Source organism: Lichenicola sp. GTC18331, from assembly GCF_055386855.1.
Genome location: NZ_AP045015.1, coordinates 676,719 through 699,481, shown reverse-complemented (window position 1 = coordinate 699,481; position 22,763 = coordinate 676,719). Strand labels below are relative to the sequence as shown.

At 64.9% G+C, this 22,763-nt stretch carries 15 protein-coding genes, 1 tRNA gene and 1 pseudogene; 9 read left to right on the top strand and 8 right to left on the bottom strand.

Annotation, left to right across the window (positions count from 1 at the left end; translation table 11 throughout):
* Positions 1-2 precede the first annotated feature (2 nt).
* Together ACZ5BM_RS03280 and ACZ5BM_RS03275 are read right to left on the bottom strand one after the other, a co-directional pair.
* Complete coding sequence (locus ACZ5BM_RS03280) at positions 3-905, bottom strand: RlmE family RNA methyltransferase (protein ID WP_498909925.1); 903 nt, start codon at positions 903-905, stop codon at positions 3-5.
* Positions 902-1,993 (bottom strand): Ppx/GppA phosphatase family protein, encoded by a 1,092-nt coding sequence (locus tag ACZ5BM_RS03275; protein ID WP_498909924.1) that lies wholly within the window; start codon positions 1,991-1,993, stop codon positions 902-904. Before ACZ5BM_RS03275 ends, ACZ5BM_RS03280 begins: the two co-directional genes overlap by 4 nt.
* A gap of 164 nt (positions 1,994-2,157) precedes the next feature.
* On the opposite strand from ACZ5BM_RS03275, the gene ACZ5BM_RS03270 reads away from it, so the two are divergent.
* Positions 2,158-2,231 (top strand) — tRNA-Gln (locus tag ACZ5BM_RS03270).
* Between the two features lie 279 nt (positions 2,232-2,510).
* Here the strand turns inward: ACZ5BM_RS03270 and ACZ5BM_RS03265 are convergent.
* From ACZ5BM_RS03265 to ACZ5BM_RS03255, 3 genes are all read right to left on the bottom strand, one after another.
* Positions 2,511-3,137, bottom strand: a complete 627-nt coding sequence (locus tag ACZ5BM_RS03265) for an MDR/zinc-dependent alcohol dehydrogenase-like family protein (RefSeq protein ID WP_498909923.1) — start codon at positions 3,135-3,137, stop codon at positions 2,511-2,513.
* A complete protein-coding gene (locus ACZ5BM_RS03260) occupies positions 3,077-3,484 on the bottom strand; it encodes an MDR/zinc-dependent alcohol dehydrogenase-like family protein (RefSeq protein WP_498909922.1) in 408 nt (135 codons plus the stop codon). The genes ACZ5BM_RS03265 and ACZ5BM_RS03260 overlap by 61 nt, the downstream gene beginning before the upstream one ends.
* Before the next feature lie 237 nt (positions 3,485-3,721).
* Positions 3,722-4,651, bottom strand: a complete 930-nt coding sequence (locus ACZ5BM_RS03255) for a LysR family transcriptional regulator (protein WP_498909921.1) — start codon at positions 4,649-4,651, stop codon at positions 3,722-3,724.
* A gap of 95 nt (positions 4,652-4,746) precedes the next feature.
* On the opposite strand from ACZ5BM_RS03255, the gene ACZ5BM_RS03250 reads away from it, so the two are divergent.
* A complete protein-coding gene (locus ACZ5BM_RS03250) occupies positions 4,747-5,820 on the top strand; it encodes a zinc-dependent alcohol dehydrogenase family protein (protein ID WP_498909920.1) in 1,074 nt (357 codons plus the stop codon).
* On the opposite strand, the pseudogene ACZ5BM_RS03245 reads toward ACZ5BM_RS03250, so the two are convergent.
* A pseudogene (locus tag ACZ5BM_RS03245) lies at positions 5,817-6,095 on the bottom strand (IS481 family transposase); the annotation flags it as partial. The gene ACZ5BM_RS03250 and the pseudogene ACZ5BM_RS03245 sit on opposite strands and share 4 nt — an antisense overlap.
* 37 nt (positions 6,096-6,132) lie before the next feature.
* Between ACZ5BM_RS03245 and ACZ5BM_RS03240 the strand changes: the two are divergent.
* The 4 genes from ACZ5BM_RS03240 to ACZ5BM_RS03225 all read left to right on the top strand — a co-directional run bounded on the left by ACZ5BM_RS03240 (position 6,133) and on the right by ACZ5BM_RS03225 (position 12,881).
* Positions 6,133-6,444 (top strand): hypothetical protein, encoded by a 312-nt coding sequence (locus tag ACZ5BM_RS03240; protein ID WP_498909919.1) that lies wholly within the window; start codon positions 6,133-6,135, stop codon positions 6,442-6,444.
* Between the two features lie 160 nt (positions 6,445-6,604).
* Positions 6,605-6,943, top strand: coding sequence for a hypothetical protein (locus ACZ5BM_RS03235; protein WP_498909918.1), 339 nt, complete (start codon positions 6,605-6,607; stop codon positions 6,941-6,943).
* Between the two features lie 146 nt (positions 6,944-7,089).
* A complete protein-coding gene (locus ACZ5BM_RS03230) occupies positions 7,090-10,053 on the top strand; it encodes a ligand-binding sensor domain-containing diguanylate cyclase (protein WP_498909917.1) in 2,964 nt (987 codons plus the stop codon).
* A 677-nt stretch (positions 10,054-10,730) separates the two neighbouring features.
* A complete protein-coding gene (locus tag ACZ5BM_RS03225; protein ID WP_498909916.1) occupies positions 10,731-12,881 on the top strand; it encodes a Hint domain-containing protein in 2,151 nt (716 codons plus the stop codon).
* Positions 12,882-13,436: 555 nt separating this feature from the next.
* Here ACZ5BM_RS03225 and ACZ5BM_RS03220 read toward each other — a convergent pair.
* On the bottom strand, positions 13,437-17,756 hold the full coding sequence (locus tag ACZ5BM_RS03220) for a S8 family serine peptidase (protein ID WP_498909915.1): 4,320 nt from the start codon (positions 17,754-17,756) through the stop codon (positions 13,437-13,439).
* Positions 17,757-18,065: 309 nt separating this feature from the next.
* Complete coding sequence (locus ACZ5BM_RS03215) at positions 18,066-19,331, bottom strand: Hsp70 family protein (protein WP_498909914.1); 1,266 nt, start codon at positions 19,329-19,331, stop codon at positions 18,066-18,068.
* On the opposite strand from ACZ5BM_RS03215, the gene ACZ5BM_RS03210 reads away from it, so the two are divergent.
* The 3 genes from ACZ5BM_RS03210 (at position 19,279) to ACZ5BM_RS03200 (ending at position 22,750) form a co-directional block, all read left to right on the top strand.
* Positions 19,279-20,442: a LysR substrate-binding domain-containing protein gene (locus ACZ5BM_RS03210; protein WP_498909913.1), complete on the top strand. Its 1,164-nt coding sequence runs from the start codon at positions 19,279-19,281 to the stop codon at positions 20,440-20,442. The genes ACZ5BM_RS03215 and ACZ5BM_RS03210 overlap by 53 nt on opposite strands.
* Before the next feature lie 256 nt (positions 20,443-20,698).
* Positions 20,699-21,676 carry a putative oxygenase MesX gene (locus ACZ5BM_RS03205; RefSeq protein WP_498909912.1) on the top strand — a complete coding sequence of 326 codons (978 nt, stop codon included), beginning with the start codon at positions 20,699-20,701 and terminating at the stop codon, positions 21,674-21,676.
* A 30-nt stretch (positions 21,677-21,706) separates the two neighbouring features.
* On the top strand, positions 21,707-22,750 hold the full coding sequence (locus tag ACZ5BM_RS03200) for a methionine synthase family protein (protein ID WP_498909911.1): 1,044 nt from the start codon (positions 21,707-21,709) through the stop codon (positions 22,748-22,750).
* The last annotated feature ends 13 nt before the right edge of the window (positions 22,751-22,763 follow it).

Here is a 22,763-nt window from a genome sequence, read left to right as displayed (position 1 = left end):
GATCAGACCGGTTCGCCGAGCGCGCGCCTGCGCTCCTCGAGAACCGCACGGGCACGATCCTGCCGGAAACCGGTCGCCACCACGTAAAGCTCGCTCGACTCCTTTCTGCTGGCCGGCGGCTTGGCGTGCTTCACGCTGGCGAAGCACTGCTTCATCGGCACCAGCATGTCCTTTTCCGACCCGCCCTGAAACACCTTGGCGACGAAGGCGCCGCCCTCTGCCAGGACTTCCATGGCGAAGGTCAGTGCCAGATCGGCGAGGTCGATGATGCGGATATGGTCGGTCGCGGCATGGCCGGTCGTGTTGGGCGCCATGTCGGACAGCACCAGATCGGCCGGACCGCCCAGCATGGCTCGTAGACGGTCGGGCAGATCCGGTTCGTTGAAATCGCCGACGATGATCTCAGCCCCGCGCACCGGCTCCACGGGCAGGAGGTCGACTCCCACCACGCTGCTGGCGCCGCGCTTCACCGCCACCTGGGTCCAGCCGCCGGGCGCCGCACCCAGATCCAGAACGCGTAGCCCGGGCCGGATCAGCTTGAACTTGTCGTCCAGCTCGATGAGCTTGAACGCCGCGCGCGAGCGCCATCCCTGCGCCCGGGCAGCGGCGACATAGGGGTCGTTCAACTGCCGCGCCAGCCAGCGCTGCTGCGCCGTGGTGCGTCCACGCGAGGTACGGAGCGAAACCGACTTCGCCCGCGCCGTGGTCGCCCCGGCCGAATCCGGCTTGGCGCCCGCAGCACCCGGCACGGCGTCGCTGGACCCACCGACGCGCCGTCCGGGCACCAGCTTGGCAGGCTTCGCCGGACTCGATTTTGCAGGACCGGATTTTGCGGCACCGGGCTTGCGCGTCGCCGGTCCGCCGGCGTCGCCGGTCGGCTTCTTGCCGCCACCACGCTTGGTCATGCCGAAGGCACCATCCCAAACGAGGCGGGCTGGGCGGAAATGGGGAAGGGGGGCATCGGTTGGTGGGCCGAACGGTCGCGCATCATGCGCAGCAGCATACCATCCCTGAGCCCGCGGTCAGCCACCATCACCGCATCGCAGGGCCAGCTGCGATGGATCGCCTCGAAGATGGCGCAGCCCGGCAGAACTAGACGCGCCCGCTCCGGCCCGATGCAGGAATGCGTCTCCATGCCTTCGCGTCCCATGCCGCGCAGGGCGCCGGCTGCGCGCAGGGCAGCGGCGGAGGGCAGGGCGATCCCGTCTACGGCGGCGCGCCGGTAGCGCGGCAGGCCGAGAGCGATGCTGGCCAGGGTGGTCACGGTGCCGCTGGTGCCGATCAGGCGCACGCGGCCTGCGGCGACTTCGCGGCCGATGCAGTGCACAGCCTCGAACGAGCGCAGCTGCTCGGCCACGAACCGGACCATCGCCGCGTAGCCCGCCTCGGTGAACGCATCGTCGCCGAACTGCTCGGCCACGGTCATCACCCCCAGAGGCAGGCTGCGATACCCGATCAGCTCCGGCCGGGACCGGCCGTCGAGCCGCACCCAGGCGATCTCGGTCGAGCCGCCGCCGATATCGAACAGGAGTGCCCGGCTTTGCCCGCAGCCCGGACCGGCATGCAGAAGAGGCGCGCAGCTTTCCAGCGCCAGCTCCGCTTCCTCGCGCGTGGAGATCATCTCGATCGCCAGCCCGGTTTCGCACTGCACGCGACGCAGAAAGGCCCGGCCGTTCTCCGCACGGCGGCATGCTTCCGTCGCGATGGCGCGTAGGCCGCGCAACCGCCTGCGTCCAATCCGGTCCACGCAAACGTGGAGAGCGTTCAGCGTGCGCTCCATCGCCGCCTGGCTGAGCTGCCCTGACGCGGCCAGCCCCTCGCCCAGACGCACGACGCGGCTATAGCTGTCCACCACACGAAACCCCTGCGCCGTCGGCATGGCGATCAGCAGCCGGCAGTTGTTCGTGCCCAGATCCAGCGCCGCATAGGCAGGAGCGGCATGATGCGGCTCGCCGCGCCAGCCGAAGGACGAGCGGGATACGGGATCGGTCATGCGCGGCATCTCCCGTTCGGCGCGAGGGGTGGAGGAACGATCTTCCGTCGGCCGCTGGATGGCGGCAAGGCATTTTCGGCGGCGTCGCGCAGATCGCTCGATGGGAGGTTGCAAGCCGCTGCCGACGGTGCTAACTCCCCGTCCGCGCCGCAACGGCGTCCGCTTGGGGGATAGTTTAGCGGTAGAACTTCCGACTCTGACTCGGAAAGCCTTGGTTCGAATCCAGGTCCCCCAGCCAAACCCAGCCGAAATAATGCTTCAAGCTGCCGATACGGCCCGAACCGGGCAGGAATGCGCGCGAGTGTCTCTCTGTATCCCAGAGGTGTCGCTCACGTGGTCCATGCCCGCCCGATCGGAGCGCGGGCGGGTTGGCTACGGGAACGAACCATCTCTACAGGCGCGGTGCGGTCTACTGGTGGCGGCGATGGCCGCCGAGCACCGTCGGGCAGCCGGGCTCGTCTCTGCCGGTCGCTGCAGACACGCGACCCGTCGATTTCCCGCATGCGAGCGCGGCATCTCAGGCTGTTTCAGCCAATCGGATCACCACCTTGCCGAAAGACCTGCCGTCAGCGAGATAGCGGAACGCGTCGACCGCCTTACCGAACGGGAATACTCGATCGATCGCCGGGCGTACCTCGTGGCACTCTATCGCCCGCAGCATGCGAAAGAACATTTCGCGTGAACCGACCGACACCGTGTCAATCTGCATAGGCATGAATCGATGGTCGATGCTGTTTGTCATGCTGCCAGCGCAGCCGAGCGCCGCGAGACGGCCGCCCGGCGCCAGGATCCGTGCTTGCGGGTTGAGATCGCCGCCCACCACGTCAATAATGGTGTCAACCAGTTTGCCCTCGCTTTCGAGTTGCCGGCTCATCGTCTCGACGCTGTCGGCAACGATCACTCGGTGTGCTCCAAAACGGATCAGTTGCTCGGTCCTCTCAGCGCGCCGCGTCATCGCCCACACTTCGGCGCCAGCAAGCCTCGCGAACTGCAGGGCGAAGACGCTGACACCACCACTGCCGAACACAAGCACCCGCTGACCCGGGACGAGCGGCGAATGTTCGATCACCGCATTCCAGGCGGTCAGGGCGGCACAAGGAAGGGTCGAGGCCTCCGTGACTGAGAGGTTATCGGGAAGGGACACAACCGCGCGCTCCGGAAAATTCGATGTTCCGCCAGGACCCCGTCCATCGCCTGCGCGCCGGGTCCCGGTCCGCTATTAGCGGCCATTAGCCGTCCGCTTAGCCAATCCTGCTCGAAGCAGTTCGCCACCCGGTCGCCCGGCTTGACCGACGACACGTTCCGGCCCACAGCGGTCACGACCCCAGCGGCGTCCGAACAGAGGATACGCCGTTCTTGCGGCCGCCAATCCTTCTCGCCGCGTATGACCAGAAGATCGCGATAGTTTAGCGACACGGCGCCGACGCGGACCAGTACCTCGTTCGGTGCGGGCGCGGGTACGGGAATTTCGACCTGGTTGATGCCCGTCATGCCACTCGATCCTTCAATGACGAAGGCCCGCATTAACTGTGGAAAGAAAGGTGCTGACGCGTTCGGCACTTGTAAGGGGTTCGTTTGGGGCATTTCGTTTGGTCCCTTGCAGCGCTGCAGCTTTAGCGAGAGCTGTAAGCGGACAGAACTCGACGATCGCTGGACCCTTCTTTCGCGAAAACTGATAGATCGGGAGCCCTACGCACCCCGTGAGAGATCCTGAGCTCAGGCCTCGCTTCATTGAGACGATAATGATCTATTGTCGGCGTGGGCCACGATTTGGCGAAACCCGCGTTTCAGATGAGTTGCGAGCCGAGATACACGAAGAGGGACGTTAGTACCGGCCGGACGCGCCAGTCTCAGTGGGTGCGGCACGGCGGCCATAGTCGGCAGCACCTCTTCCAGGCGCCCGGCGGCCAGATCCTGCCTTACATCCCACCACGATTTTAGGATCAGCCCGCGTCCTTCGAGCGCCCAGCTCCGAAGCAAGCTGCCGTCGTTGCTGGAACGATCCCCCATGACGTCGACCCAACCCCGCCCGATCGGCCAGCGCCGTATGTGCTTGGTTGCGGTCCGGAGGCAGAGACAGTTGTGGCGTCCGAGATCATGCGCTCGCTCCGGCCGCCCCGCGCGATCGAGATAGGACGGAGCGCCGCAGATAAGGCGTCGATTCTGCGCGAGGACGCTCGCGGTCGTGCTGGTGGTGGACGGCATGTCGCCGTAACGGATAGCAAGATCCAGGTCATTCGCCTGCAGATCCGTCACCTCGTCCGTCAGCAGCAGAACCACATGCATCCGCGGATGCGCGTCGACGAATGCATCGACCAGATCCCTGACGACCAGGCGGCCGAGATCCACCGGTGCGCCGAGACGAACCGACCCTGTCATCATCGTTGGGTCGACCGACCCCCTTGCGGCGTCTTCTGCATTGACCAGTAGGTCCAGGATCGGCCGTGCCAGGGAAAGATAGCGTTCGCCCTCCTGGGTAAGGCGGAGGCTGCGAGTAGAACGGCGGAACAAGGTTACCCCAAGGCGGCGCTCCAGATCGGCGAGTCGCATACTGACTGTGGCGGGCGAAAGCTGAAGTTGGCGTGCGGCGGCCGACAAGCTTCCGGCATCGACGATGCGCGCCAGGAGGAACACGTCCTGCGACTGGGTGTGGTGCATTCTTTGACATTCCTAACAACCGGCTTTCGAAGTGGATGGCTACTCCCGCTTTGCCACGATTGCCATTCTGGTCTCCAATCTAGGAGAAAGAGGCCATGAGAGCGGTCGTCACCGACGGCAGGCCGAACGAGGGAAGTCTGTCAGTGGTCGAACGGCCGGAACCGGATCTGCCCGGTCCGGGCGAGATCCTGGTCCGAATACGGGCGGCGAGCCTGAACTACCGCGATCTGCTGGTGGCCCGCGGCGTGGGCCGCTGGACCCCTCCAGCCGGACGCATTCTCGGATCGGACGGGTGTGGCGTTGTCGTCGCCATCGGGGAAGGAGTGACGTGGCCCGAGGCCGGAGAACGGGTGGTCGGTGCGTTCCTGCCCGAATGGATCGACGGTCCGCTGACTTCCGGCAAGGTGGTCGGCGGGCTCGGTGGCGCGGTACGAGATGGGGTATTTGCCGACTACGTACTGCTTCAGGCCGCAGCCGTGGTTGCAGCACCCGCACACATGACGGCCGCTGAAGCGGCTACCCTGGCCTGTGCGGGCGTTACGGCGTGGCAGGCACTGTCCAAGGCAGACTCTCTTCACCCCGATCGGTCAGTGTTAGTGCAAGGCACGGGTGGGGTGTCGCTGATGGCCCTGCAGATTGCTCAAGCTGCCGGAGCGCGGGTGATCGCCACGTCAAGCCGGGACGACAAGCTCCGGCGAGCGGCAGAACTCGGAGCATGGGCAGGAGTGAACTACCGCCTGCACGAGGATTGGGATCGTGAGGTCATGCGTCTCACCACAGGCGAGGGCGTCGGGCATGTCGTCGACGTCGGTGGCGCTGCGACGCTGGGCCGCAGCGTCGCAGCCGTGGCCTACGAGGGCACGGTCAGTCTGGTCGGGCTGCTGGGTGGGGCGCGTGCCGTGCTCGACGTGGTTGAAGTTCATCTCCGCGGCATACGCCTTCAGGGGATCGAGACCGGGTCGCGGACGATGCTAGACCAGCTCGCCCGTTGGTCCGAGACGGTCGCTCTGCGACCCGAAATCCACGCGATCTATCCCGTCGCCGATGTCCCGGGCGCTTTCGATGTCCTCGCGAGCCAAGCGGCAGTCGGAAAAATCTGCTTGTCCTTCGAGGAGTACGGAAGATCTCATTCAAGACCCATAGGGACGGATCTTAGACGAGTTCGCTAGCTGTTTAGTCCCGGAGTGTGGTGATACGGATTCAGCCTGAACCGTTCTGGTTCCTGGGTCCAGATCTGGCAGACGTATTCGTGCGGGGTCAGCCCGTTCAGGGTCTTCAATCTGCGGGCGTGGTTGTAGGCGACCACGAACAGGTCGAGGTGGTCCGTCAGCTGCTGATGGCCGTCGTAGTGATATCGTTCGACTTGCCCGTTGGTCCACGGATGGTTCGGTCTGGTTAGCCTGTGCTCGATGCCGTGCTGGCGGCAGAGCCTGTCGAACAGATGCATCCTGAACGGCGCCGTGGGTCCGGATCGGCAGTATGTGGTCGGCGTAGAGGTGCAGCAGCTTTCCAGCCAGTTCACCAACCGCCCCGACTTGGTCTGCGCGCCGGCCCGGCGGCTGCAGCAGATTCCGTCCTCTATCTCGGCCATCCTGTGCTGCCGCAGTTTCGGGATGAGCGCTGCACGAATTCTTCAGCGCATTCGCGAGCATGAGGTCATCAGGAGGCCAGTCCTCGAGTATGAGCACAGCGGCGAAATTCTCTGCAAAGAGCTGGTTTTCGATAACGAAAAGCAGCACGTGACGATCCCGCCGGGCACGTCAACCGTCATCATCGCCGACGAAGCTGCATGATGTTCAATCCCATAAGGATCGGCGACGTAGCGCGGCCCGCTGTCCGAAGCCCCACGCGTGTCAGTCATTCTCCGCATCTTTGCAGGTTTTGATTCACGATCAGTCTATATCTTGTCATGGCTCGGACATCAGGTCCGCTGCCTGCAAGAGGATTCTCATCATGATCACGAAGTTCAGCGCTGTGTTCCGGGTCTTCGGTCTGACGGCGGTTGCCGGGGCGCTCGTCGCGGGATCGCCGTCCGTGCCGTCGGCGTCCAAGCCGGTTCGGCTCCAGGCCGCTCAGCAGATGCGGATGGCCGAGACCGTCTCGCCCAACACGTTCCACCACTGGCCGAAGAGCGCCGCGACCGAGACGGCCGCGCTCGATCCGAACACGTTCCACCACTGGCCGAAGAGCGCCGCGACCGAAACGGCCGCGTTCGACCCGAACACGTTCCACCACTGGCCGCACGTTCTCCTGGCCGATCTGGACCCGTTCACCTTTCACCACTGGGGCTGATCCGGGGCATCGCACCCGGAGGTAAGACGAGGATGGGTCTACGACCTTGCCTCCCGCCTTGTGGCGGGAGGCAAGTTTCCCGGACTTCGCGTTGATGACAACGGCATATGTCGTGACCACTATCGCTTCATCTCGATCCTGTTTCGATGACCCGGCGGGAGGCCGCAACACTGCGTTCGCGTTTCGCCCAAATCCTGATGCTCCTGCGCGCCGGCTTGGTTCTGGCGGTAGGCTTTCTGGCCTGCTGTGCCCTCGCTGAACCGGCGAGGGCACAGCAGCTTGCGTTTCAGTCATATGGCGAGGCGGACGGCCTCACGAACGCTTATTTTTCCTGCCTGCACCAGGATCGTGACGGCTATGTGTTTGCCTGCACCGAGCACGGGCTCTACGTCTACGATGGGCGACGCTTCTTTAATCTCGGTCCCAAGCAAGGCCTGCCCGAGGGGGGCATCGCCAGCGGCCTCACGTTCGATGCCCATGACCGGCTCGTCGTCCGCTACCCGCACAACATCTTCGTTTCGACCACGCCGGTCACCTTGCACACTCCGCCTCCGGCGCTCGTCTTCCGGATGGCGCAGTCCATCGCAGGGGCGATACCGGACGACAGCTCAGGCCAACTGGTTCCGTGGGGCGACGGTGCGTTGTTCGCGGGCCAAGGCGCCCTCTACGTCGTGCGTACGGACACGGCGAGCGGCCAGCCCCTCGTCGAGCGGGCCGACGACCTCCTTCGGAAATCGGCAGTGCCCCTGCAGGATCCCACGCCGCTCGTCATCGATGGATCGGTCTTGTGGGCGGTACGGACGGACGGGACGATCTGTGGGTTCGGCACAGCCTCGATCCGTTGCTTCGGTCCATCGGATGGCCTGCCGCGCGATACCTGGGTCGCCCTGCTTCTGGGGCCGAGCGGTCATATCCTGGCCCGATCGACCACCCTCCTGGCGGACATCGATCCCCGGACCGGCCACGTCGCGGTCTCGATCCTGCCCAACCAGGGTGGCCGCTACGCCAACTACCCCCGAAGCCTGCTCCTGGCATCAACGCCGAACGGCGCGCTGCTGACCCAATCGGCTGACGGCCTGATGATCCGGGACGCCGCAGGCTGGAAGATGCTGAGCACCAACAACGGCCTGCCGCCGGTGCCGATCCTGGCGCTGATGTTCGATCGCGAAGGCGATCTGTGGCTCGGTGGCCTCGGGCGCGGCATCATGCGCGCGCTGGGTTACGGCGCGTGGGAGAACTTCAACCACGACGACGGCCTGTCCAGCGACATGGTCTGGCAGATGGTCCGCCAGCCAGGCGGCCCGCTCTGGGTCGCCACGGATGGGGGGCTGGATGCCATCGACGCCCCGCCCGGAACGGACCGCATGCGACGACACTACCCTGAGGCCGCCTTCTCGGTCGGCCTGGACGGCTTCGGCCATCTGTGGCGCTCGGTGGGATCGAATGCAGTCGCCTGCATCACACTCGGCACCGGAAAGGGCGTTCAATATCCCATACCGCAGGTGAGTCAGATCCTTCGAGGCAAGGGATCGCGGTTTTGGTTCGTGACCGAGAAGGGCGTCTTTGACGTCGACCCCGGGCCCGTTCCGATGCCACCGCAGCCGGTCGCCGGTTTGTCCGGAGCCGTCACCGTCGCAGCGATCGCCGCCGATGATACCGTCTGGCTGATACGCAACCGCGACCTGCTGCACCGACATGCAGACGGCTCCGTCGTTTCCATCGGGCCGCATTGGCAACAGCCGGAATTCGAGCCACTGACCTTGGCCGCCGGGTCAGCCGGTGTGTTGTGGGTCGCCGGTGCCGGCGGCGGGCTTTACCGGCTGCAGCTCGACGGCGACCGCATCACATCGACCACCCGGTTCCAGCCGCCGGACGTGATCTCCAACAGCATCGTCTCGCTGCTCGTCGACAGCCGAGGCTGGCTGTGGGCCGGAACCGACCGCGGCGTGTCGGCCTTCAACGGCCGGCGTTGGGTGTCGGCGAATATGCAGAAGGGCCTGATCTGGAACGACCAGGACCAGGGCGGCCTGCTGGAGGACGACGACGGCTCGATGTGGTTCGCCACCAGCAAGGGTCTGTCGCACCTGCTCGACCCGGCGCAGCTGTTCCGGACCGAGAACCTGCGGCCGGTGATCGTTTCCGTCACCATCGGCGATACCGCCTACCGTGAACGCGCCGTGCCCTATACGCCAGAGCCACTCTTCGTGCAGTTCGGCGCGCTGAACTTCCGTACCGACGGTCTGGTGCGCTTCCGCTACCGTCTGGACGGGGTAGACCACCACTGGGCCGACACCGCGAGCGGGTACGCCCGCTACCCCTCGGTCCCGCCTGGCCATCACCGTTTCGAGCTGGTGGCCTACGACCCGCTGACCCATCAGGAATCGGCGCCGGTGTCGATCCTGCTGCGTGTCCGCGAGCCGTGGTGGCTCTGGTGGCCGGTGCTCGTCGCTTATGCCCTCGTTGCGGCGGGACTGATCTACGGCGTGGTCGTGCTGCGTGTTCGGATGCTGGTGCAGCAACGCCGGGCCCTGCAGCGCGAGGTCGACCTTCGCACCGCCGAGATCCGGGAGGCTCAGGCGACGGACAGCCTGACCCGATTGCTCACGCGGGGCGAGGTGCAGGCAAGGTTGGTCAAGGCGCTCGCCGATCCCAAGCGCGCCACGCAGATCGCGATCGGTCTTCTGGACATCGACCACTTCAAGCGTATCAACGACCGCTTCGGCCATCTCGCAGGCGACGAGGTGCTGAGAGAGCTCGGGCAGCGCCTGAAGGCGGCGTTCGGCCCGGGGGAATATGCAGGTCGCTACGGCGGCGAGGAGATCCTGATCGTGCTGGAAGCGGCGAACGCGCCGGAGACCGACAGGATCCGCTTCCTGAACGCCGCCGCATGCGAGATGCCGGTCCAGGTGGAGGGTAGGGCGATCCGTTTCACCTGCAGCATAGGTGTCGCGCACGAGCACCGCGGAGACAACTGGACGTCGTTCATCAGCCGCGCGGACCGGGCGCTCTACCGCGCCAAGGCGGAAGGGCGCGACCGGATCGTCTTGTCGCCACCCGGTTCGACGACTGACGCTGGCCCGTGGATCGAAACCTCCGCGTCCAAGAACTAAGAGCGATTGACTGCTACCACACGAGCGAGCGGTCAGATTGAAACGCGACGATCGCTGTCCCGACGCTTCGCGTGGGTCGACCGAGAAAAAGGGAGGGGAAGTTGACCGGCGGAGAGACCGAACGCCGTCAGGCCCGTCTCTGCCAGTCTTTCGATACACGTGATCCGTTGATCGTTGGCATGCCGAGGAGATGGCTCCGCTGCGTTCGAACGGGCTGTCGTTTGGGCCATGGCCACCGAACGCCCACTGATCCGTGAGGATCTGTCGCGGCGTTCCAGGCTAGTTCGGCACTTATCTGGGCGTCTTCTTGTTAATAGCCGACCTGTGCTGCGACAATCGCAGCAAGGCATCTGTGCGACGCATGGTTTGTACATCAAGTGTCCACTCTTGACGAGGCATATCCGTTTCTGCTCGGCGGCCCCTCGCTCAAGGTACTGGGCACAATAGCATGCTCCTCTCTTGAGGACACACAGCGAGGCGTCGCGTTTGCTGGTAACCATCAGTAAAATGGACAAATTTCTGAATTAAGAGACGTTTTTGCGGTGCGTCTCCGAACGTTATTGTATGATAACGATCGTTTAACGAATTGCGTGTATATTTCAAGTGCGCTGGGCAATGACATCTGCTGAAACGCCACCACGCAATCACGATTGTGATGATCTTCACCGAGGAAAACCATGCCGGTCAGCAGCCATAGATTCGTGGCGGTAACAATCTCGAACGAGCTCTTCTCGGACGGCTCGACGTTGTCCGGTAGCTACCTGGCTGAATACGATGCCATCGGAAATCTCGTCGCCATTCTCAATCCGGCCCTTTCCGTGACCAGCGCTTCTGGTCAGAAGACCTCTTTCAACAGCATCAACATCGGCAGCCTGAAAAGCAGCGACGGCAGCTACTCGTTCCAAGCCGGCGCCGGCGTCGCGACCAGAGGGGCGACGACCACGTTTTCCAATCTTTCCTTAAGCTGGAGCGGGACGAACCCGACCGCGCTCGGGGCCAGCGCGACGGAAACCAACGGCGCGAGCAGTGCTGCGGTCACGGCGTCGTCCGGCGGAACGATCAACAGCGTCACCGAAACGGCGATCATCAGCATAATCACCGGGGCCAGGTTCGCAGACGGCTCGACGCTGACCGGCAATTGGACCGCGGTCTACGATGCCGGCGGCAACCTCCTGGCCGTGACCAGCGCGAGCTTCACCGTCAGCGGCAGCGGCGGCACCACGACATTCACCTCCATGGGCACATTGCCGTACGCGACCTCCGCGTCCGGTAGCTCCTACGAGATCCATTCGCTGTCGCAGACCGGTGGCAACTACACCGCGCTCTATGTCGACTGGCGCAGCCAAAACCCAAGCGCGCTCTACGAAGGTACGCCGTCACTTTATACCTCGGTCGTCAATACGACGATCTCGACATCCGCGATCCGCCTGGCTTCGGACGGAACGACTGGAATCGGTACCGTGCCCAGCATCACCGGTCTGCCGGCAGCCGAAACCGGAACCGATCAGGCTGCGCTCGCTCCGTTTTCGAACGTCACGATCGGCGACTCCGACGCCACCACCAGCGTCAGTGCGACCATCACGATCACCGACGCGAACGGCGTGCTGACCGACGCCAACGGGATCCTCAGCGGAAGCGGCTTGGCCAAGGTCCCCAACACCAGCGGCACCTATACCCTCGCAGCCACGACCACGACGGCGATGACATCGGAGATCGACGCGCTTCGATTTACGCCGACCAAGAGCCAGGTGGTCTACGGCAATACGGTCTCGACCAAACTCTCCATCGCGATCAACGACAGCGACGGCAGCGTTTCGGCGCAGACGACGCTGACGGTCCAGGCCACCTGTTTCCTGCCGGGCAGCCTGATCGCCACGCCCTTGGGCGACGTCGCGGTGGAGATACTGACCGCAGGCGACATCGTTATGGTGCAGGAAGACGGCCGGATGGTTCCGCGCGCGGTGCGCTGGGCGGGAAGCGGCCGGATCTCGGCCGAACAAACCGCCGCGAACGAGGCGGCCTTTCCTATCCGCATTCGGGCCGGCGCCTTTGGACCGGACCGGCCACGACGCGATCTGCTGGTGACGCCGGAGCATTGCCTGCTCACCGAAGTCGGCCTGATCCCGGCCCGCATGCTGGTGAATGGCGGATCGATCCTCATCGATCGGCAGATCCCCGCCTACAATTACGTCCATCTCGAGCTGGACCGGCACGGCATACTTCTGGCCGAGAACCTGCCGGTCGAGAGTTATCTCGATAGCGGCAATCGCAACCTGTTCGCCGATGCCGTGGAAACCCACGTCGCGCCGCAGAGTCTGGCCGCCCCGCTCGCGATCGCACCGGAACAGGCCGAGCCGATCTGGCGTGCGCTGGCACTGCATGCGCGCGGTGTCCTGGGATTCTCGCTTTCCGAAAGCGCGTCTGCCTATCTCGACGGCAGGACGCCGGACGCATCGACGGCCTCCGTCGACACGACGTTGCGGCTGCTGCTCGCCGATGGACGCGAACTGGCGGCGTCGCGCCATGCAGGCGACCGGCACATGTTCCACATCCCGCGCGGTGCGCAGCCGGTCAGACTGTTGTCCTCCGCCTTCGTTCCGTCCGAGCGCATTGGACCGTTCATCGACGATCGCCGGCAACTCGGCGTTCCGGTGACGCGCATCGTGCTGTGGCATGGGCTGGAAGAACGGGTGTTGCCGGCGGACGGGCTCGGTCTGGAAGGCTGGCATGCCCTCGAAGCCGGTTATCGCTGGACGAATGGTGCCGGCACACTCGACCTGCCGCCTGCGGGCGAGGATGCGTTCCTGGACGTCCATCTCGCTGCCTGATGTGGAAGACGGCCCTGGTCGGCCGTCACCGGACCGTACGCCTTCGGACGGGCGTCGGAATGCACGGGGAACACGTCGAGGTCGAAGGCCATGCGACGCCATGCCTGCGCTGAGCCGGCGGACGAACCGGGTTCCGGCGTCGCCACGGCGACGGAACGGATCGTCCCGACGGTCTTCTCCGCGCGGAGCAGCGTCGGCTTCGCCGCCGGCGCGGCGGCCGTTCCGGCGAGGGCCGGCATCTCCGTAACGTCGCCGCTGTCTTCCATCACGGCCACGTTTCCGTCCCGGCACAGTTGCCGGACGACTCTCTGCACGGATTGACGGCGCTGCGACGCTCCGCCGCCGACCGCTGACGATGCCGCGATCCCCAGTGCCTGGTCTCAGGAACCCAGGAACCGGCCGGCGTGGCTCGTCAACGTCCGTTGGCCGACATGACCCTGTCGCGCGACGGTGGCGTCCCGCCTTGTCCGAAGACAATCCCGGCTCTGTATCGACCGTCAAAGATCCGTTCAGCGTCAGCAACATCCTTGTCGACACTGACGCTGGACGCATCCATCAGGTCAACGATCCGACACCGAGAAAGGTGATGCTGGTGTGGTCGGACAAGGTGACGGTCAGGGCGTTGCCCGAAACCGACGTCGCATTCTGTCCCGGCCCGTATCCGATCGCGTTGAAATGGTCGATCGTCGGGCGGAACCCGACCACGGTGAGCGAGCCGCCACCGCAGCCATCGACCGCCAGAACGTTCTGCATGCCGGAATCGGCGCCGATCCAGAAGGCGGATACGGCGCTCCCGGCAACCAGGGTGCCGGTTCCGGACCCGGCAACATGCGTCACGTCCGATGCCCCGGCCCAGACCTTTGCGTCCCCGGCTCCACCAAAGACAGTGGTTTGACCGCCACGACCGACCGCCGTGAAATCGCCCCCGCTGCCGACGATGGTGTCGGTGCCGTTCGCCGATCCGAAAACCACGCCGTCGTTGCCCGTGAACGCAAGCGAGCCTCGCGCATCGACCAGAATGTCGGCGTTGCTGCCGACCAGCGTCGTGTTGCCGGCGGCAGCCGAAAGCAGATCCCCACCGCCACCGGTGAGTCGGTCGCCGGCCCCACCGCCGGCGATCGTCGCATGGCCGTGGCCGGTGAGGACGTTGTGGCCGTCGCTGCCGCCGGTGAACGCGCCGCCGGCGACGCCGCCCGTGACCGTGACGCTGCCCGTTCCGCCCGACAGCGATGCCCTGCCACTGTCGACGGTCAGCAGGAGCGTGCCCGTTCCGCCGATGACGGAGGTGCTCTGTCCCCCTGCGGAGACGGTGTCGTGACCGCCGCCGCCGGACACGGTGGTATTTCCGCTGTTCGTGACAATGGTGTCGTCGCCGCCTGTGCCCAGCAGGGTCGTGTTGCCGCCGGAAAATTGCGTGATGACATGGCTTCTAGCGTAGCCGACAGCCTTGTCGGCCTGTACCAGCCCGGCGCCGGCGATCGACGGGTTCGCCATCGAAATGGCGGAATCCGCGGCCAGATTGCGGATATCGCCGCCCGTCAGATGCGGATCCGCCTGCAACATCAGGGCGGCGACGCCGGCGAAGGCGGGAGCGGCCGCCGAGGTTCCGGAGAATGTCGACAAGCCGCCGACGCCGTCGGGCTGTGTCGCCGTCGGAACAGTGACGGTCGTACTGGTATGATCCGGAGCCGTGATGTCCGGCTTCGAGAGGACCATGGGCGTCGAATACAAGCTCCCGTCTGGCGCCGTGTAGAGAATGCCGGGTCCCGCCGAGGTAAACGCTTCGCTGGTCAAAGTGCCGCCCGGCAAAGTGCCGCGATAATCCGCTGCAGCGACGGTGATCTCGTTCGGATCCAACTGATGTCCGGTGATGGTGCCGCTTCCGGCGTAAGGCAGCCCGTCTCCGATCTTCGATGGCGGCGTGCCGGCCGACCCGACCGTGTATTTGAAGATCCCGTCCGGCGAACTGGAATCGGTCGTGAAGGCGATGTAGATGTCGCCGGAACCGGACGTTTGCGACGTGGGAAGTTCGTAGCGTTTTCCGACGTCGCTGGCGGCGGATTTCACGGTGAGAGGCGTGTATGTGTCTCCGCTCTTCGTGAAGAAATGCGCCGTCATCGTGAAAGAGCCACTGAGGGCCACGCTCTGAAAGCTCAGATATGTCGGATAGCCGGTTTGGGGCGTGATCTTCTGGTAGAACTCCGGATTGCCGGCCGTTCCGAAATTGTAGATCGTTTCAACCGTCGTGTTCCCGCTCAGCGTTCCCTGCGCGACCTGGACGGCATGCTCGTAGAAGACGTCGCCACGATTGGTGGCGCTGGTGATCATGGTGATGCCGGCGTTCGTAGCATCCTGGATTGCCTTCGCGGTTGCCGAAGGAAGGCTGTAGAACGGCCCGGGATCCTCGCCTTCGTCGTCGACGATGATGTTGCATTTGGCCGCGATCAGCTTCTCGATCGCAGCGGCAATGGCCTCGTCCACCCCCGCCGATCCGGATGCCGTCGCGAATTTCAACGTCGCGCCAGGCGCGATGTCATGCACCAGCTGGGCCATGGCCCGGCCTTCATCGTTGCCGGACTTCGCGTCCAGTGTCGGATCGACGCTCGATAGCGCGCTCGCCGGCAGCGCGCCGTCCGCGACGTCCTGGTAGAGGCCGCCCTTGGCGTTGAAGCTGTCGGAAATGATCCCGACGGTGATTCCCGCACCGGAAACGCCGTAATCGCGCGCAGGGACATCGCTCCTGGTGGCGATCGTGACGGCGTCGCTGGTGCCATGGACCAATGTTAGCGTCGTTCCGCCCCGGCCATCGGCACCGACGGAGAACATGCCGCCTAGACCGGTTGGCAAGGCCAGGGTGGCGACAAGCTGCCGGTCCGCAAGAACGAACAGGGCGCCGGTGGTCGCGTCGTAGGCGGTCGTGACCTGCGCACCATTCGGATTCGAGATCGTTTTCGGGGCAAGATCGGTGATGTCGATCCCGTTCCCCAGGCCGAACCCGGAACGACTCAGATCGAGCCCGTGAAGGAACGCCGCCGTGCCGCCGACGACGCCCGCAACCGTTTGCGGCAGCGGATCACTGGACGCGGCGGTCGGCACGAAACTGATCGGCCCTGTCCCGGCCGCCGTGGTCGAACCCAGGATCAGTTCGGTGCTTTGGCCGATCGAAACGCCGCCGGTGAAGGTATTCTGTCCATCCAGTTCGAGCGTGCCGGTGCCGGTGATGTAAAGACCGCTCGTCGTGCCGCCGGAGATCGTTCCCGTCAGCGTTACCTTGTTGTTCAGGCCGAGATGGACGGTATCCGACGCCCCATCGAGCGTGATCGGTTGCGCCAGCAGAACGCTACCGGCGCCGGCCGTTCCGTCCTGGCTGTAAAGATATCCGCCCCTGAGAACCAGATTCCCGATCACGGAGGCATTCTGACCCAGGGCCAGGGAACCACCGTTCTCGATGGTCAGACCGCCCGTCGCACTGAGTGCGGCCGCCCTGCCGAGCGTGACGACACCGCCTTTCGCGTCGAGCGCGCCCGTGACGGTCCAGTGGCCGCTTTCGGCAGCGGTCGTCGCCGGCAACCGGACAGTGCCGGCGATGGTTGCTCCGCCGCTTTCCAGGTTCCCGTCGATGACGAGAGTGCCGAGTGCGACGCTGATGCCGCCGACGACATTGCCGCCGCCGCCGAACGTGAAGGTGCCGCCCCCGGTCAACGTCAGCGGCGCGTCGCCGCTGAAGGCCCCCGCGAAAACGGCTTTTCTGGCCTCCGAGAACGTCGTGGCGTCACGCAGAACCACAGGAACGGAGGACGAGAAGTCGTCGGGCAAGGCGATCGTGCCGCCTGCAGCCAGTTCGCTGGTGAACGTGCTGCCGGTGTTGCCGCCTCCGCTGTTCGGCTGGAAGCCGACATAGCCCCCCGTGGCGTCATAGAGATAGTCGAGCCCCTTCAGCAGCGTGTCGGTGGTGTTGTTGAAGGTGGTCTTGCCCGTCGACGTGCCGGCGGTCGGCGTCTGCGGCTGTCCGTCGCCGAGCGTATAGCTGTAGCTGACCGAGCCGTCGCCGATGCCGAGCAGATCGGTGATCACGGATGTGCCCGAGGGAAGTGCGGTTCCACCGCGAGGCGCGTCCGGCCAGCCGAGCTCGGCATGGGACAGCCCCGTGTCGACCAGCTCGGTGCCGGTGCTGGTCCGGCCGTTCACGGTGACCACGGCGGCGGCATTGTTCCAGTCTCCGGCACCCCCGGTCCCGGTCGTGGTGTCCGCGCGCGGGGTGAGCTTGCTCATCGCCCAGCCGCTGTCGGCATTGGCGGCGGTCAGTCCGATCGTGATCGCGGTCTGCCCGATAATGTAGCCGGGCCGCATCGCGCCGCTGACTTCGCCGGGCAGATTCAGGAACGCGTTGTTCGCCACCGTGAGCGGCACCTGATCCGTATCCATCTTCGGCCGGCCGAAACCGACGCCGAGCTGGGTGGGCGCGCCCTGATCGCCCTTGAGGGCAACACCCGCATCATAGCTCTGGGTGACCACCAGAACCGGAAGCTGCTCGGTCAACGGATTTCCCGCTGAATCCGTCAGAGGCGTGCCGCCGGCGTCGGTCAGAGAAACGGTTGTCGTGATCCAGTAGCCGGAATACGCGTAGCCGCTCGATCCGTAGCCGATCTGCCCCGGCGTGCCGCTCCGGTAGTCGAGCGTCGCCGGCACGTCTTCCATGGGCACCACAAGTCCGAGCGAGCCGGTGTCGATGGTGAAATTCCTGACCGGACCGCCATCCACCGAAACGGGGATCTGCGGTGAAGAGCCCCGCGTGGTGTAGCCCGCGTAGGGGATCGTCACGCTGTCGCTGAAGCTGTCATAGAGAGACCAGCCCTTTGTGCGGTCGGATGACATTCCTGCGTGCCCCGGATTGTTTCTGTGGACGGAGTGTCCGGTACCGTAATGACACAAATTCGTTAAATACTCGCTAACCGTCATCCCCTTGCGTGCCGAAGCCCCATTTCCGGAAGACCCCGCCGGCAGCTACCCGAAATCCGCAAATGTCATGGGTGAACCGAGATGCGAGCGCGGGCGATCGATCGCTGCCGGGCCACCTTTCGATAGGAGCGCGTGGCGCAATTCCACGCGTCGCGCCCGGTCCGGAGCCGTTCGTTGCAGAGATTTCGAGGCGACGTGCGACCGTGCCGCCATCGCGTCGTTTCGTCACATCCCCCGGTCCTGGCCGATCAACGCCAGACCCTCTGCCACCGACACGAACTCGCCGCCCGCCGACACCTTCTCCGCACCGAACCGTGTCTCGAACAGCCGCCGCACCGCCGGAACGAAGGAGGTGCCCCCGGTCAGGAACACGCGATCCACGTCCTCTGCCGACACGTTCGACACCGCCAACGCTTCCGCCACCGAGGCATCGAGGCGGGCCAGATCGGGACCGATCCAGTCCTCGAAGTCGCTGCGGGCAATGCTCTGCTCGATCGACAGACCGCCACCCTGGAACGTCAGCATCGCCGCCTCGTCGCGCGAAAGCGCCGCCTTGGCCGCGGATACCGCACGGTAGAGCGCGTAGCCCTGCTCCTCCTCGATCAGCCGGATCAGCCCACGCAGACGCTCGGGATGAGCGCTGAGCCGCGCCACCTCCTCGATCTCGCGCAGCGTGCGCGGTGCCCGCATCAAAGACAGCCGGTGCCAGCGCGCGAAAGCCGAGAAATATTCCGGCGGCACCGGCAATTCCTTGCCCATGACCGTGTAGTGGTCGCCCTTGCCCAGCAGCGGCGAGACCACGCGGTCGATGATCCGGTAATCGAACGTGTCGCCGGCGATGCCGATGCCGGAATGGCCGAGCGACGTCACACGCCCGGGCCGTCCCGGCTCGAAGCGCAACACGGAGAAGTCGCTTGTACCGCCGCCGAAATCGCCAATCAGCACGGTCGCGGCCTTGTCCAGCGTGCGCGCGAAACGATAGCCGGCCGCTTCCGGCTCCAGCGCCACGTCCAGACCGCCGATCCCGGCCTCGGCGAAGGCGGCCCGCAGACGCGCTTCCCCGAACCCGTCATTCGCCGTTTCGCCCGCGAACCGGACCGGACGCCCCGCGACCACACGCGTTTCTGCCGGATCCAGGCCCGCAGCCTGCAACAGATCGCGCAGGAACGTCGCCACCAGCATCTCCAGCGTCATCGGCCGGCCGAAGATGCGTGTTTCCCGGAAACTGCGCTGGGCCAGATAGGTCTTCATCGACATGACCAGCCGGCTTTCCGTCGCGTCGTCCAGATAGGCCTGGATGGCGCCGGGTCCGGCGGCCTGGCGCAGCGCATTGCCCGCATCGCGGTCTTCCCAGAAGCACAGCACGGTGCGGAACGTGTCGAACAACTCTGCACCCAGCGCGAACCGCGCGCTCTCGATCCGTCCGTCGGCCTGCGGAATGGCCACCACGCTGTTGGTGGTGCCGAAATCGATGCCCACCAAACCCGTCATGTCGCGCCTCGCTCCCGAAAGCCGGCGGTTGAAACCGAAACCGGTCCGGACGGCAAGGGGCGGCCCGGCCGCAACCTGCGCATCGCAACCGTGGTCGCTCTCCGCGCGGTCGCGTATTCGCCATGTCCGCCACCGGCGGTGCCCCGTCCGGCGCAAATCCCGAGATCGCCTGAAGGCGAGCGCAACTGCGGTTGCCCCGACCATGGCCGACGCCTATTCACCGGAGATGATCGACATCCAACCGCTGGCGATCCTGCGCGAGATCGATCGAACCGGCAGCCTGACCCAGGCCGCCGACCGGTTGAACCTGACACAGTCGGCCGTCAGCCACGCGGTGCGTCGCTTCGAGGAACGGCACGGCGTCAAGCTGTGGGAGCGCGAAGGCCACAAACTCCGTCTGACCCCGGAGGGCGACTACCTTCTGGGCCTGGCCCAGCGCGTCCTGCCACAACTCGAACGCGGGGCCGCGGTTCTCGACGATTTCGCCCGTGGCCGGCGCGGGGCGATCCGCATCGGCATGGAATGTCATCCGTGCCAGGACTGGCTCATGCGGGTCGTCGAGCCGTTCCTGGCGGAATGGCCGGACGTGGATCTGGATGTCACCACCGCTTTCCAGTTCGGCGGCCTGACCGCGCTCGTGAACCACGACATCGACATTCTCGTCACGCCGGATCCGATCGATCGGCCGGGAATCGAATACAGGCCCGTCTTCGACTACGAACTGGTGCTCGCCGTCGCCGCCAGCCATAAGCTCTCCCGCAAACGCCGCCTCGTGCCGAAGGATCTGGCGAACGAAACGCTGATCACCTATCCGGTCGCCCGGGAAAGGCTCGATATCTACACGGGCTTTCTCATTCCCGCCCATGCCGCCCCACGACGGCATCGCACGGTGGAAACCACCGATCTGATGCTCCGGCTGGTGGCATCCGGCCGCGCCGTCAGCGCAACGCCCGACTGGCTGCTGCGCGGAACGCAAGGAATAAAGGGCATCCGCCTCGGCGAGGGGATCCAGAAATCCATCCATCTCGGTCATCGGCAGGGCGGAATGCCGGCGTACATGAACGGCTTCATGGAACTGAGCCGAACGGTGCGGATTCAGGACAGCCGATAGACCGACGGCAGCAACGTCCTGTTCGTCAGGTCCGTCGATGCGGGCGCGCCTGCATGCCGGGAGATGGCCCGGGAATTCCCTGCGAGTGTGGTCGTCCAGGCCGGACGTGTCGCCGCTTCCATGACATCCAGTCATGAAATCCTGAATTAAAGTCATTTTTCTGCATGGTCGGAACGCGGCATAACGCCGCCTCGGTCAACTCATTCGCAGAATGCCGGCGAGACACCCAGCCGGGACGTCAGGAGACGGGCCCACAATGACGCGTGATTTCCAATTCTCGATCGAAAGCGTCCGGTTCGACGAAGCGTACCAGCCGTCCGGCGAGACCCGGATCACCACGAATTTCGCGAACCTCGCCAGGGGCGAGAACCGGCAGCAGAATCTCCGCAACGTGCTGCGCATGATCGATCGTCGTTGCAACAGCTTGGCCTGTTGGGACAATCCTGCGGCCGACCGCTATCGCATCGAACTCGACATCGTCTCCGTCGGCATCGACGTCGCCGGACACGGTGACCGGTTCCCGATGATGGAGATCCTGAAACCGACGATCATCGACACCGAAAGCGGCGCACGGTTCGACGGCATCGTTGGCAACAACCTTTCCTCCTACGTGCGCGATTACGATTTCAGCATCCTGCTCGCTGAGCACAACGCGGCATCGTCGGCGTTCAGCGTCCCGAGCGGATTCGGCGCGCTGCACGGACGGCTTTTCATGGCCTTCGTCAATTCGGATGCCTACATAAACAACTTCGGCAAGCCGCCGGTGATCTGTCTGAGCGTCTCGCACAACATGATCTACCGACGGCTGGCCAACAACCATCCCATTCTCGGCGTCGAATATCAGGCCCATGACAGCTCCCTGACCGAGCGATATTTCGCGCGGATGGGCCTGCGCGTCCGCTATTTCATGCCGCCGCACAGCGTCGCACCATTGGCGTTCTTCTGCTCGGGCGGCCTGTTGAACGACTACACCCCGCTCGAACTGATCGGCACGATCAGCACGATGGAAACGTTCCAGAGAATCTACCGGCCCGAAATCTACAACGCCAACAGCCCGGCCGGAGAATGCTTCCAGCCGAGCCTGCGGCATCAGGACTATTCGCCGACGCGGATCGAGTACGATCGTGATGAACGCGACCGCCTCGCCGCCTCGCAAGGACGGTTCGCGGACACGCATTTCATCACCCCGTATCGCGACATCCTGGCGCGGTGGTCCACCCGCGATGCAGCCTAAGACAATCGACGGACAGGAACTCTCCCCAAGATGACAGTGAAACTTCTGCCCACATCGACCGCCGGAAGCCTGCCGAAACCGGTCTGGCTGTCCGAGCCGGAGACGCTCTGGTCTCCTTGGAAACTGCACGGAGACGCGCTGCGCGAAGCCAAGCAGGATGCGCTCCGCGTCACGCTGGCCGAACAGGCGTCGGCAGGCATCGACATCGTCAGCGACGGCGAACAAACGAGGCAGCATTTCGTCACGACGTTCATCGAACATCTCGCCGGCGTCGACTTCGAGAAGCGCGAAACGGTCAGGATCCGCAACCGCTACGATGCCAGCGTCCCGACGGTCGTCGGGGCCGTCGCACGCGAGACGCCGGTCTTCGTCGAAGACGCCGCGTTTCTGCGATCGCAGACATCGGCCCCGATCAAATGGGCGCTCCCGGGCCCGATGACGATGATCGATACGCTCCATGACGCGCATTACGGAGGCCGCGAGAAACTCGCCTGGGAATTCGCCCGCATCCTGAACGAGGAAGCGAAGGAGCTGGAAGCGGCCGGCGTCGACATCATCCAGTTCGACGAGCCCGCCTTCAACGTGTTCTTCGACGACGTGAACGACTGGGGGATCGCCACGCTGGAACGGGCGATCGAAGGACTCGCCTGCAAGACCGCCGTCCATATCTGCTACGGCTACGGCATCAAGGCCAACACGGACTGGAAGAAGACCCTCGGCACCGAGTGGCGGCAATACGAGCGGATCTTCCCCAAGCTGCAACAGTCCGGCATCGGCGCCGTTTCGCTGGAATGCCACAACTCCCGCGTTCCGCTCGAACTGATGGACCTCATCCGCGGCAAGACGATCATGGTGGGCGCGATCGACGTGGCGAACACGGCCGTCGAAACGCCTGAGCAGGTCGCCGAAACGCTCCGAGCCGCGCTTCGCTTCGTCGATGCCGACAAACTCGTTCCCTGCACCAATTGCGGCATGGCACCCCTGTCCCGGCAGACGGCGCGCGGCAAGCTCCAGGCTCTGAGCGAAGGCGCTTCCATCGTTCGGCAGGAGATCCACGCGGAAACGCGATGCTGATGCTCGCCGGAGC